The following is a 12,257-nucleotide window of genomic DNA, read 5'->3' on the forward strand; positions in this document are numbered from 1 at the left end:
TCCGAGATGGACCCGTCAGTAGTATTCGGCTCCCGCTTGCCCCTCGCGCAGGCTTACCATGATTCGCTCGCTACAGACGGGTCCACTCGTGGTTTTATAGGCCCTCGTGAGGTGCCACGCCTGTGGGACAGGCACATTATTAACTGTGCCGTCGTCAAGCAGGCAATCCCGGAGGGTGCCACGGTTATCGACGTCGGCTCGGGTGCCGGGCTGCCCGGCATTCCGCTGGCCATTGCGCGCCCGGACCTGCAGATCACTCTGATCGAGCCGCTGCTCAAGCGCTATAACTACCTCAACGAGGTGGTAGAAGAGCTGGGCCTAGACAACGTGACGGTCCTGCGTGGCCGTGCCGAGGAGGGCCCGATTAAAAAGGCCGTGGCGGGAGCAGACGTGGTCACCTCCCGCGCCGTCGCACCCCTGGGCAAGCTGGCGAAGTGGTCGCTGCCGCTCGTACGCAAGGGCGGTGAGATGATCGCACTGAAGGGTTCTTCTGTACACGAGGAACTGGAACGCGATGCCGCCGACATTAAGAAGGCCGGCGGTGGAAAGGCCGAGGTCAGCACCATCGAGGGAACCACGATCATTCGTGTCCCGCGCGTGAACTAAAGTAGACGGCATGACTAATCCGCGCCTTATCACCATTGCTAACCAGAAAGGCGGCGTAGGCAAAACCACCTCCGCCGCCAACTTGGCCGCAGCGCTAGCCACAGAGGGCAAAAAAGTGCTGGTGATCGATCTTGACCCGCAGGGAAACGCCTCCACGGCCATGGGCGCGGAACATAATTCCGGCACCGATTCCAGCTATGAGGTGCTCCTAGGAGACTGCACCGCCGAGAAGGCCATGCAGCCCTCCTCGCACAACGAGAACCTCTTTTGCATCCCCGCCACCATTGATCTGGCCGGCGCGGAGATTGAAATGGTCTCCTTGGTACGCCGTGAATTTCGGCTGTACGACGCCCTACATAATGGCTTCCTTGAAGAGCACGGCTTTGAATATGTCTTCATTGATTGCCCGCCATCACTGGGTTTGCTCACCATCAACGCCATGACGTGCGCTGAAGAGGTCATCATCCCGATTCAATGCGAGTATTACGCCCTGGAGGGCGTGGGCCAGCTGCTGGGCAATATCTCCATGATTCGCGAGCACCTCAACGAGGATCTGCATATTTCCGCCGTGTTGCTGACCATGTATGACGCCCGCACGCGCTTGGCCGAGGACGTGGCAGATAACGTCCGCGAACAGTTTGGCGCCGTGGTGCTGGCCAATGTTATCCCGCGCTCCGTGCGCGTTTCCGAGGCACCGGGGTACGGTACTACGGTTATTGATTACGCTCCCTCGTCCACCGGTGCCCGCGCCTACCTTGCGGCCGCGCGCGAGCTTGACCGGCGTGGCGATTATCGCCCGCACCCGACCACCGGGGCGATTGGCGTGAGCCCAGAGATTTACGCGGAATTGGAAGGATAGGAACTCATGGCAGAACAGAAGCAAGGTGGCCTTGGCAAAGGCCTAGCCGCACTCATCCCGTCCGGTCCTGATGCTCCTACCCGCAAGCCGCGCTTGGGCGATTCCGCCGCGGATATTATTTTGGGTAATTCCACCCCGCAGCCGGGCCGGAAGGGTGGTGAAGGCAAGCGCGTAAAGGGTGCTCCCACCATTCAGCAGGGTTCTGGCTCTAAGTCCTCCAAGAAGCGCCAGGCCACCCCGGCTCCTATCGGTGCGACCTACCGCGAGATTTCCATTGGGGATATCATCCCCAACCCGAAGCAGCCGCGCACGGTCTTCGACGAGGATGAACTCGGCGAGCTCGTCCACTCGATCCGCGAGTTTGGCCTGTTGCAGCCTGTGGTCGTTCGTCCTTCCGAGGAAGGCGGCTTTGAGCTCATCATGGGTGAGCGTCGTTGGCGCGCTTCCTCCAAGGCGGGCCTGGCCACGATTCCGGCCATCGTGCGCGATACCAAGGATGACAACCTGCTGCGCGATGCCCTGCTGGAGAACATCCACCGCGTACAGCTCAACCCCTTGGAAGAGGCGCACGCCTACCAGCAGCTGCTGGAAGAATTCGGTGTTACCCAGAACGAGCTGGCGGACCGCATTGGCCGTTCGCGCCCACAGGTGACCAATATGTTGCGCCTGCTCAAGCTGCCGGTAGAGGTACAAAAGCGCGTAGCTGCTGGTACCTTATCTGCCGGCCACGCGCGTGCCCTATTGTCCTTGGATGACACCGAGGCCATGGAATACATTGCCAACCGCATCATCGCGGAGGGCCTGTCCGTACGCGCCACCGAGGAGGCAGTCACCCTCTACAAACGCGATGGTAAGCCGGCCGAATCCAAGAAGAAGCAGCCGGCACCGCAGCCGCAGTACTTTACCGATTCCGCTGAGCGCCTGTCTGATCGTTTCGATACCAAGGTCACCGTGACCATGGGCAAGCGCAAGGGCAAGATGGTCGTGGAATTCGGCGACCAAGAAGATTTCGAGCGCATCATGGCGCTCATTGAGGGCCAGCACTAAACCGGGGCGATGATCCTCGAGCCGGTACGCGAAGGCACGCGCATTCACCGCCAGGCCGCGCGCAGCACCTTTTGGGAGCTGGAGGCCTCCGTGGTCGATCCCGCCTTTGAAAAGGAAGCGTGGCTGGCCACTACCCTGCTCTCCTTTGGTCAGTGCGGCTTTACCGTGGGCGAGGACGCCACCATTCTCTTTTGCTCCCGCGAGGATGCTGCCGGCGCCGCCAAGCTTCCCACCGCCCCCGTTTCAAACGATGCGGAGATCATTACCTCGCTCTTCGTTAAGGCACATTTAATGGGGCGTGGCATTGAAGCAGTGCTTGTCGACGCCGCCATTATGCACCTCACCAACCGCGGCAGCACCGCCGTGGAGGCCTTTGGCTATTACGGCGATCCAGCGGCAGCGGCGGATTTCTTGGGCCACAAACCGGCCTATATCGGGCTGATGTCTTATGAGACTTTGCGCTCCGCCGGCTTTGAGGTAGCCGCAGATCACCCAGTACTCCCCCGCTTGCGGCTCGAGCTGCCGCCAGAGCACGATATGCTCAGTGCGGCAGCGGCCGAAGACCTCCTAGCCCGCGCCTTGGCCTAAGAACTAGGTCTAGGCCTGTTCGGCCTGGAGCAGCTCGGAGAACTTATAGGTGCCGGTTACGGCGGTGTCCTGCTCCATGAGGTACATGCGCTTTACGGCAATCACGATCGCTTCCGCAATGTCATCGCGGCAGGACGGGTTGGTGAGGATCTTTAAGTCCTCTGGGTTGGTCAGGTAGCCCAGTACGATCTGGATGACCGGCATCTGGGTCAAGCGCAGCAGGTCCCAGGTGCGGCCGTGGTTGCCGCAGTCCAGCAGCTCAGTGCGCGCGACAATCTCGCGCTGGATGAAACCGGAAAGGGTCTCACCAATGAGAGAGGAGTTGCCGGATTCGGAACCGAAGTAGAAGGTGGCAACGCCATTGGCCTTCTCATTGGGGTAAGAATCGCAGGCTAGGGAAATGACCATGTCCGCATCGAAGGCATTGGCCAACTCGGCGCGGGATTTCACGTCCGCATCGGAGGTCCGGGGACGGGAGATGATGGTCTCCATGCCCGCGGCAATCATGCGCCCCTCAATGCGCTGGGTGAGGTCCCACAGGATTTCCTGCTCGGAAATATCACCGAAGCGACCCTTGACCAGCTGGCCGGCGTCGCCGCCGCTCAAGGCGGGATCGATGACAACACGCTTGCCCGCCAGCTTTGGGCCGGCGTTGCGGACGCGCTCACGCTCTTGGATATTGTGCGCGGAGCCGCCGGTGATACGGCGGCCAAGCAGCCCAAGGGCGCGGATGGTGGCGGGGCCGCACACACCATCTTCTTGCAGGCCGCAGTTGTGCTGATATTCCTTCAGCGCCGCGTGGGTATTGGTACCGAAGTGGCCGTCTACCCGTTGCTGGTAGAAGCCGAGCTCCTGCAGCTGCTGCTGGAGCTGCGAGATATCGTCACCCACCAGCTCATTCGCAGGCTCGTAGCTAAGTACGCGGCTGCCGAGCGTGTACGAGGCTTGGCGCAGTTCGCGCAGGGTGAGATCGTCGATCTCGCCCGTGGGCACGATACCGCGGGATTGCTGGAAGGCCTTGAGGACCTCAGACAAATTGGCATCAAAGCTCTTGTCGCTCTCGGAGTACTTCTGCTTCTTCCACGCAGAAAGTTCCCCCTTGAAATCTGACAAGAGGCCGAGACGGGCCAAGGTAGCGCGAGCCTCAGCTACACGCACGCTTGTATCGCCGACTCGAAGAACGCGATTCACGCCTTATACCCCTTTCACAGCCCGCTTTAGTTAGGGCCGCATTCCAGAATTTCTACACGCTTAATCTAATAGGAATTAGATTAACAGTTAAAGCTGCTTTTTCACTTGCGCCACGATGTCATCTTTAGAACGCAGACCTACAAATTCGTCTACCTTTTCGCCGTGGTTGAAAATCAGCACATTTGGGATGGACATGATCTGGAACATGGCGCCTAGGTTGCGCTCTTCATCGACGTTGACCTTGGCGATGGTGACCTGGCCGTCCAGCTCCTCCGCTACCTCTTCCAGGATCGGGGAAAGCTTCTTGCAGGGGCCACACCACTCGGCCCAGAAGTCGACGACGACGGGCTTATCGGACTCGATGACGTCCTTACGGAACGTATCAGTGGTTACTTTCTTGACGTTGCTCATACTGAATTAACGGCTTTCTGCGAGGAAATGTTCCGCATCAATTGCCGCGCGGCAACCGGAGCCGGCCGCGGTAATTGCCTGCTGGTAGTGGTCATCTACCAAGTCACCGCAGGCGAAAACGCCTGGCAGGGAGGTCTTGGTGGTGGGTTGTTCAACTACAACATAGCCGTTGTCATTGAGCTTGACCTGATCAGTGAGGAAGGAAGAGCGCGGATCATGGCCAATTGCTACGAACATGGCAGTGACATCCAAGGTGGAAGTCTCGCCGTTGGTGACGTCCTTGAGCTTGAGTCCGCCGACCTTGCCATCGGCTTCAATAACTTCTTCGACGACCTTATTGGTCTCCCACTTGATCTTTTCGTTGGCCTGGGCGCGCTCCAGCATGATCTTGGAGGCGCGGAAGTTCTCGGAGCGGTTCACAATGGTGACAGAGTCCGCGAACTTGGTGAGGAAGGTAGCTTCCTCCATGGCGGAGTCGCCGCCGCCGATAACGGCAATATTGTGGCCCTTGAAGAAGAAGCCATCGCAGGTAGCGCAGGTGGATACACCGCGGCCAGACAGTTCTTCCTCACCGGGAACGCCAAGGTGGCGCGGGGCGGCACCGGTGGCGAGGATAACGGTGCGAGCCTCAAAGAGCTCGTCACCCACGTGCAGCTTTTTAATATCGCCTTCTAGCTCTACGGAGTCAACGACCTCCATGCGGAGATCCGCACCGAAGCGGATGGCCTGGGCGCGCATTTCTTCCATGAGCTCTGGGCCCATGATGCCCTTTTGGAAGCCGGGGTAGTTTTCTACCTCGGTGGTATTCATAAGCTCGCCGCCGTACTCGAAGCCCTCGAAGACGATCGGGTTGAGCTCAGCGCGTGCCGCGTACAGCGCGGCGGTGTAACCGGCAGGGCCGGAACCTACGATGGCAACATCGTGGACGGTCATTGCTAACTCCCTTAAATCAGAGTGTGGTTTCGCGTAACGCCCTGAGTCTACCCGCCGCGCTGATAAACGTCGGTATTAGCAAACTCACCCCATGGCCGCGCGTAGGACTTCCCTCGCTCGGGCGCGGCGGGATTTGATAGTGCCGGGCTTTACCCCTTGGGCGGTGGCAACTTCGCCGACGCGGAACCCGGCGACGTCGGTAAGCACCAGCGCCTCGCGCTGATCCTCCCGCAGCAGCTGCATTGCCTCTCGCACCACCAGCTGCTCCGCTAGGTTTTCGGAAGGGTTATGCGCGAGCAGCGGGTTGCGATCGTCGTCAAAGTCCTCCGCATCTAATGAAGCATTTTCCCTGTTAGAGCGGTGGTTCAAGTAGTCATAGCCAGAGTTTTTCACCAGCCGGTGCAGCCAGGTCGATAGCGCGGACTCGCGGCGATAGGAGTGCAGGTTGCAGCTGGCGCGCAGGAAGGCTTCCTGAACCACATCTTGGGCGTCATGATCGTTTCTGGTGTAGCGGCGCGCCACCGTGGTCAGCCGCGTGCGGTGGCGTTCCACGATGGTGGAAAAGGCCTTATTATCCCCCTCAATAAAAGCATCAACTAGTTCTTCGTCACTGCGGTCATGACTGAGCGTCATATGTAGATTCCCCCCGGATCAACAACTGTTATACACAGTGTGACCCGAGGGGAACTAGGCCGCGAGCGCTAGGCGGTACAGTCTATTGACCAGCCCGCACGCGCAGGGTGCGCCGCAGGTTATCGCGGCATTCCAACAGGATGCGGCGCAGCGCTCCTGGCAGCTCCCGGTGCAGCAGGCGCGTAGTGGCGGCATCGGCCATCGGCAACTCTGGGTAGAAGCCGCGGATGAGGCGGTTGGCAATCTCAATCGGGTGCGCGGCCCAGATGTCTTCCACGCGGGAGAAGAATTCCTCCGCAAAGGCCTCCTGCAGGCTAGCTGAGCGCGGGGCATTGAATCCGGCGACCAGTGCGTCGACCTCGGCATTGGAATATGCGCCGGGCGTGAGCGCCTTATCGAATGCGGAGCGCTTGGTCTCCGGCGTGGGGAAGGCGTGGCTGGCGCCGAGGAATTCGGTAGCGCCGGTCAGCGTATTATCGCGCTGCTTTTCCTCTTCAAGCTCGGCCAGAGTTACGGCATTGCGAGCGGCGAGGGCGCGCAAGATCGACCAGCGGATTTCGGGGTCCAAGCGAAGGCCGGCAATGTCACCGGAAAGCAGGGCCTTAAGGCGTTCGGTGCCGGATTCCTCCGGCGTTGCGGCGAGGGCGCGGATGGCGGCGCGAGCGAGCACCAGCTGGGCATCCGAGGCTGGTTCGGCCTCGTCTAGGTGGCCCCAGATTGCCTCGGCATAGTCGGTGCGGACCTGCTCGCGGTCGGCGTCGGCAACATAATGCGCACTGGCAAAGTTGGCATTGGCGCAGGCAGCAGCCAGCAGCGTGGTATTGGTCTCGTAGGCTTCGTGCTTGACGACGACCCCCACATAGTCAATCGCCGACATTTCCCCATCGCGGGTGAGGTTCCACAGGGCGGTCCAGATCACCGCGCGGGTCAATTCATCCTCGATGTCGGTCAGGCGCTCGCCCGCTGTGTCTAGGGAGGCCTCGTCGAAGCGGATCTTGGCGTAGGTATGGTCGGCGTCGTTAAGCAGCAGCAATGCCGGAGCCGGAAGGCCGGCCGCCTCATCGATGATGGTGCGGGTGGTGCCATCACCGGCTGGGAGATCGATGTCGATCTCGCGGTACTTGTGCAGGGACGCATCAAAGAGCGAGGCGGTCAGGCGGTGCGGGCGGGTGACGTCCTCGGCGTCTGCAATGATGGCCAGCTCTGCAATCTTCTCGCCCTCGGTGTGCAACTCCGGAGTGAGGGTATCCGGGCCCCAGGTGCGCAGCCAGGCTTGGGACCAGGCATCAAGATCGCGGTCCGTGTGCTTCTTGAGCGCCTGCAGGAGGTCATCAAAGGTGGCGGCGGCAAAGGCGTGCTCCTGGAAGTAGTCGCGCGCACCGGCGTAGAAATTACCGTGGCCGACGTAGTGCACCAGCTGCTTGAGCACCGCCGCGCCCTTGGCATAGGTGATGCCATCGAAGTTCTGGCGCGCGGCATCTACGTCCGGGATATCCGCCTTGATGGGGTGCGTGGTGGGCAGCTGATCCTGCAGGTAGGCCCAATTCTTGCGGGCGCCGGCAAAATTGGCCCAAGCCTCGGTGTAGTCGGTGCCGTGCACGGAAGAATCCGCGCCCATAAATTCCGCGAAGGACTCCTTGAGCCACAGGTCATCCCACCACTGCGGAGTGACCAGATCGCCGAACCACATATGGGACATCTCGTGCAGGATGGTATTTGCACGGCCGGCGTGCTGCGCGCGGGTAGCGCGGGAGCGGAAGATGTAGTTCTCCGTAAACGTCACCAGGCCGGGATTTTCCATCGCGCCGAGGTTGTATTCGGGTACAAAGATGGAATCGTACTTGCCCCACGGATAGGGATAGCCAAAGTTCTGGTGGAAAAAGTCCATGCCTTGGGCGGTAAGTTCTAGGATTTCCTCGTCCAGGTGCTCAAACATGGATGCGCGCGCAAAGGCGCGCAGCTGTGCCGAGTGGCTGCCATCCGGGGCGGTCCACGTGCGCTCTTGGTACCGGTAGGGGCCGGCGGCGAAAGAAGTCAGGTACGTCGACAGCGGCGGGGTTGGCGCAAAAGTAACGGTGGCGAGATCGCCCTCCTCGCTGCGTTCGACTTCCGGTTGGTTGGAAAGGATCTGCCACTTTTTCGGTGCGGTCATGCGCACGTGGAAGACGGCCTTGAGATCCGGCTGCTCCAGGCAGGGGAAGATGCGGCGGGCGTCGGAAGGCTCGAGGTGCGAATACAGGTAGGTCGCGTCATCGGCCTGATCGTGCATCCGATGCAGCCCCTGGCCGGTGCGCGAATAGCGCGAGTGGCCGGTGACCTCGATGGCGAGCTCCTCCCCTACCGGCAGGCCGTGCAGCCGGATGATGCTGCCATCAAAATCTACCTCCTGCGGGGTGCCATTGACCTTGACCTCCGCGACGGATTCGCCCAGGTAATCCAGGAAAAGTTCTGGTTCGCTGCTGCTGAGCTCGAGGCGGGTAGTCACGCGGTAGGTGGGGCTATCGAGTACCTCCGAGAGATCGAGGTGGAGGTGATAGGCGCGCAGGTCCACCGCCGCTGCGCGTTCTTGGAGCAACTCGTGCTGCGTCTTATTTTGTGGTGCGGTCATACTTAGGAACTATAGTTACCGCCGTCACGTAGGGTGCGGGGTTGGGGTCCTAAGCCCGCTGCCCTTTAGAGGCAAATTACCCAGCAGGTTTCGGAGCCCCGCTGTGGACCAGTTGGATTAGTTTTTGCCCGTCCCATACTCTTCATGTGGCGCAAAATGCCAGTGACCATCAGCAAGCGTTACACCACACTGAGGGATGCAACCTATGGAAACCGTCAGGCGATAACACCACACTCACCACTTTCTGTAAACATAAGGCCTAGACCCCACTAGACGCGTGTAAAACAATGCTAGGAACGGCCCTATTTACAGGAAACATTCTGCTCCAAAGCGGCGTAACAATAGGGTGTAATCAACTTTTGCAAGTGTTATCTGTCTCGGAGAGAATAAGAATCAGAGCATGATCCTCTACGTCCGGTTCCTACCCCAGATCATTCCCACCGAAAGCCGCCGCCAACCGGCCTGACCTCGCTCACTCGCCGGGCCACGGCATCACCATGGGGCTTGACCCTCGAGCCGGGAGCCCGGGTGCTTGCCAAGGTCCAGCGAAGCTCTCCTGCTGCCGTGAACTATGTCGCGGTGGACATCGCGTCCTACGAGACGGCCGATGAAATCAGGGAATTCCTGGCCGGAAATGGGGCGTCATCCCTGGCCTTTGCCTCTGATACCGATACGCGGCTCATCACCGCCTACCGGATAAACCAGGTAAGCACCGCTGTAATCCTGGACGCCGCGGGCACGGAGGTCTTCCGTGCCGTGGAGCCGGGTGCTGCGTAACTGCGGACGGCACTGGCCGCGGCGGGAGCCGGCTCAGTGAAGCCCCTTAGCCTGCGGCGGGCTCAGATGTAACTGCAGATTTGTTCAGCATCGCAGCGCTGAGGGTCGGCCACCTCGGCGGTTGCATATTGTTCGGCCACGGTCACCCGGAGCGCGGTGAGCTCCGCGATTTTCCGGTCCAGGTCCTGCAACTGTTTCCCCAGGACATCCCGTACGTGGGTGCAAGGCGTCAAACCGCTATCGCGGATCCGCAGAATGCCCTGGATCTGCGCCAGGGTCAGCCCGGCGATTTGGCTGCGGCGAATGAATTCGAGGCGGCTGAGGGTGTCGTGGGTGTAGTCACGATAGCCGTTGGCCGAGCGCTCAGCCGGTGGGAGCAGGCCCCGGTCCTCATAGAACCTGATCGTCTTGGTTGTTATACCGGCAGCATCAGCAACTTCACCGATTCGCATTTCGGGTCCTCATCTCGTTCCAAAAAATCGCATATGACCCTTCCATCGTACTGGAACGTTCCGCATCGGCACCCGCAAACCAACAGGTCCCGTCGCCAGCTTGACCTTCCCCCTTAGTGGAAGGTTGATAATGGGGTGTGACGTACTACTGGCCGTCCGGTTTCGTGTTGGGGTCCCCTGTCGGGGTTCCGGACACGAGCCGGACATATGAAGGGATGATCATGTCAATAAAAGTGAAGGGCCGGAAGCGCTCTGGCCTGGTGCTTGCGGCAGGCACTCTGCTGTCCTTCCTTGGTGTTGTGATGGTGGCGCTGGTGTGCTGCGGGGTACCCGTTCTGACGGCTGCAGCCGGTGTTTTCGCCGCGGCCGGCGCAATGGCCGGCAACCTCTGGTTCATTGCCGCCGCAGCCCTTGCCGCCGCAGCCCTTGCCGCGGGGGCCCTGCTCCTGCGGGCGCAGCGTCGGGGCAGCCCGGGGACGGATTGTTGCGCCCGTTCCCGCCCGGGGGCCAGCCTGTCCGCGAGTTCTACTCCAACACCTCATTCATCGTCGGAGCAGGAGCGGTCCGGGCAGTCCCGGGCCGGTGCTTCTGAGGATGCGGGGTCACAGGGATGACGGGTGTTTTGGGTCTGGCCTTTCTGACCGGAATGCTTGCCACGGTGAATCCATGCGGGTTTGCGATGCTGCCAACCTATCTGGCGTATTTCATTGGTTCAGGCCCCGGTGCGGGACGGAAGCGGCCGTTGCTTGCAGGTCTTCAGGCCGGGGTTGCCCTCAGCGCCGGTTTCGCCACTGTCTTTGTTACGGCCGGCCTGCTCGCCGCTGTAGGCCTGCGGTCGGTGGCGTCGGCGCTTCCCTGGGCGGCGGCGCTGATCGGAGCGGTTATTGTGGTTGCCGGCCTTGGCATGGTGTTCGGATGGCAGCTGCCCGGGGCGAGGTTGAACCTGCCCCGGATTCTGAAGACGGACGGGACCAGTTCGGGCCTCAGGGCGGTCTTTGGCTACGGGGTGGCCTATGCGGTGGCTGCGCTCTCTTGCAGCCTGGCCCTGCTGCTGGCTGTTGTCGCCCAGGCTGTGTCCACCGGGAGCCTGGCCGGGCTGCTGGCGGTCTTCGCCGCCTACGCCTTGGGCTCCTCGGTGGTGCTGGTCCTTCTGTCCCTCGGTGCAGCGGTAGCGCGGGACGTCCTGGCACGCCACGTCCGAAGGATCCTGCCGTTTGTTAATCGTCTCGGCGGAGCCGCGCTTATCCTCGCAGGGATCTACCTGTTGCTCTACTGGGTTCCGGCCCTGTCCGGCGGGCAGGCCGGGGAGATCATGGGCGGGACGGTCACCGAAGCCAGCGTGGCGCTGTCCGGTTTCATCTCGGGCAACTGGCCCATCATCACCCTCACCGCGGTGGCCGCCGTCCTCGCCGCCGCGGCCCTGGCCCTGCGGCGCCGCAGTAAAAGCAAGGCACAGGACAACAGCGCAATCACGGATGGGGCTGAGAGCAGCGACAGCACCGAAGCGTGCTGCGGCCCGGAACATCTTCTTCCCGACACGGCGCCAGGGCGCACCAACCAGAAAGGAAACCCATGACAACGACCAGAAACCACCGGCGGATCTTCACCATTACTGCCGTCGTAGCGGCCGCGGCCCTCATCCTGGTCCTGGCCCTCACTGCGTTGAACCGCGGGAGCGAAACCGCTCCCGCCGCCGGGCCAGCGGGCGCAAACAACGTGGACAGGATCGAGATCACATCTGTGGACGGCAAGGCCCTCACCGTCCCTTCCACCCGCCCGACAGTGCTGTATTTCATGGCGAGCTGGTGCTATACCTGCGTTCCGCAGACAGAAGCGATGAAGGAACTGGAACAGGAATATGCCGATAAGGCAGACTTCGTCGCCGTGGACGTGACGCCGGAGACCACAAAAACCCAAGTGGACCAGTTCCGCGAAATGGCCGGCACACCCGGATACCCCTTCGTTGTCGACCGGACCGGGGAACTCACCCAAAAGTACGCGGTCACATCCCTGGACAGTACCGTCGTCATCGCACCTGACGGTGACATCCTGGGCCGGGCCGATTCCCGGCCCATGAAGGCCGATGCCCTGAAGGAATTTCTTGACACAACACTTCCGTAGCAACACCGATCTCTTCGCTCCCGTTCTTGAC

The 12,257-nt window shown here is 61.1% G+C and carries 14 protein-coding genes; 8 read left to right on the forward strand and 6 right to left on the reverse strand.

The genetic code is table 11. From position 1 onward, the window contains the following. The first annotated feature begins 6 nt into the window (after positions 1–6). The 4 genes from rsmG to QP884_RS05065 are packed head-to-tail and all read left to right on the forward strand — an operon-like array spanning position 7 to position 3,100. Positions 7–606, forward strand: coding sequence for a 16S rRNA (guanine(527)-N(7))-methyltransferase RsmG (rsmG, locus tag QP884_RS05050; protein ID WP_040425466.1), 600 nt, complete (start codon positions 7–9; stop codon positions 604–606). 10 nt (positions 607–616) lie between these two features. Next, positions 617–1,465: a ParA family protein gene (locus QP884_RS05055; RefSeq protein WP_005326017.1), complete on the forward strand. Its 849-nt coding sequence runs from the start codon at positions 617–619 to the stop codon at positions 1,463–1,465. Between the two features lie 6 nt (positions 1,466–1,471). Further along, positions 1,472–2,512, forward strand: coding sequence for a ParB/RepB/Spo0J family partition protein (locus tag QP884_RS05060; RefSeq protein ID WP_005326890.1), 1,041 nt, complete (start codon positions 1,472–1,474; stop codon positions 2,510–2,512). 9 nt (positions 2,513–2,521) lie between these two features. Then, positions 2,522–3,100, forward strand: a complete 579-nt coding sequence (locus QP884_RS05065; protein WP_284821059.1) for a hypothetical protein — start codon at positions 2,522–2,524, stop codon at positions 3,098–3,100. A gap of 9 nt (positions 3,101–3,109) precedes the next feature. Here QP884_RS05065 and QP884_RS05070 read toward each other — a convergent pair whose 3' ends face one another. From QP884_RS05070 to pepN, 5 genes are all read right to left on the reverse strand, one after another. Further along, positions 3,110–4,291 carry an N-acetylmuramoyl-L-alanine amidase gene (locus QP884_RS05070; protein WP_250411833.1) on the reverse strand — a complete coding sequence of 394 codons (1,182 nt, stop codon included), beginning with the start codon at positions 4,289–4,291 and terminating at the stop codon, positions 3,110–3,112. Positions 4,292–4,378: 87 nt separating this feature from the next. Further along, the gene (gene trxA / locus QP884_RS05075) at positions 4,379–4,702 is read right to left on the reverse strand and encodes a thioredoxin (protein WP_049359078.1); all 324 of its coding nucleotides are present in this window, start codon (positions 4,700–4,702) and stop codon (positions 4,379–4,381) included. 6 nt (positions 4,703–4,708) lie between these two features. Next, positions 4,709–5,635 (reverse strand): thioredoxin-disulfide reductase, encoded by a 927-nt coding sequence (gene trxB, locus QP884_RS05080; RefSeq protein WP_284821061.1) that lies wholly within the window; start codon positions 5,633–5,635, stop codon positions 4,709–4,711. Positions 5,636–5,719: 84 nt separating this feature from the next. Further along, a complete protein-coding gene (locus QP884_RS05085) occupies positions 5,720–6,268 on the reverse strand; it encodes an RNA polymerase sigma factor (protein WP_005326023.1) in 549 nt (182 codons plus the stop codon). Positions 6,269–6,350: 82 nt separating this feature from the next. After that, positions 6,351–8,876: an aminopeptidase N gene (pepN, locus tag QP884_RS05090; RefSeq protein ID WP_284821062.1), complete on the reverse strand. Its 2,526-nt coding sequence runs from the start codon at positions 8,874–8,876 to the stop codon at positions 6,351–6,353. A gap of 564 nt (positions 8,877–9,440) precedes the next feature. Between pepN and QP884_RS05095 the strand changes: the two genes are divergently transcribed. Beyond that, the gene (locus tag QP884_RS05095; RefSeq protein WP_236251949.1) at positions 9,441–9,653 is read left to right on the forward strand and encodes an alkyl hydroperoxide reductase; all 213 of its coding nucleotides are present in this window, start codon (positions 9,441–9,443) and stop codon (positions 9,651–9,653) included. A gap of 62 nt (positions 9,654–9,715) precedes the next feature. Here QP884_RS05095 and QP884_RS05100 read toward each other — a convergent pair whose 3' ends face one another. Continuing rightward, positions 9,716–10,099, reverse strand: coding sequence for a heavy metal-responsive transcriptional regulator (locus tag QP884_RS05100; RefSeq protein ID WP_369815758.1), 384 nt, complete (start codon positions 10,097–10,099; stop codon positions 9,716–9,718). Between the two features lie 227 nt (positions 10,100–10,326). Between QP884_RS05100 and QP884_RS05105 the strand changes: the two genes are divergently transcribed. The 3 genes from QP884_RS05105 to QP884_RS05115 are packed head-to-tail and all read left to right on the forward strand — an operon-like array spanning position 10,327 to position 12,226. Next, complete coding sequence (locus QP884_RS05105; RefSeq protein ID WP_284821064.1) at positions 10,327–10,719, forward strand: hypothetical protein; 393 nt, start codon at positions 10,327–10,329, stop codon at positions 10,717–10,719. After that, positions 10,716–11,681: a cytochrome c biogenesis CcdA family protein gene (locus tag QP884_RS05110; RefSeq protein ID WP_005532162.1), complete on the forward strand. Its 966-nt coding sequence runs from the start codon at positions 10,716–10,718 to the stop codon at positions 11,679–11,681. The genes QP884_RS05105 and QP884_RS05110 overlap by 4 nt, the downstream gene beginning before the upstream one ends. Continuing rightward, positions 11,678–12,226, forward strand: a complete 549-nt coding sequence (locus QP884_RS05115) for a TlpA family protein disulfide reductase (RefSeq protein WP_049361035.1) — start codon at positions 11,678–11,680, stop codon at positions 12,224–12,226. The genes QP884_RS05110 and QP884_RS05115 overlap by 4 nt, the downstream gene beginning before the upstream one ends. Positions 12,227–12,257: the final 31 nt, after the last annotated feature.

Origin of the sequence: Corynebacterium tuberculostearicum, from assembly GCF_030229345.1 — a bacterium.
In the GTDB taxonomy this organism is placed as follows: Bacteria; Actinomycetota; Actinomycetes; order Mycobacteriales; family Mycobacteriaceae; genus Corynebacterium; species Corynebacterium tuberculostearicum_G.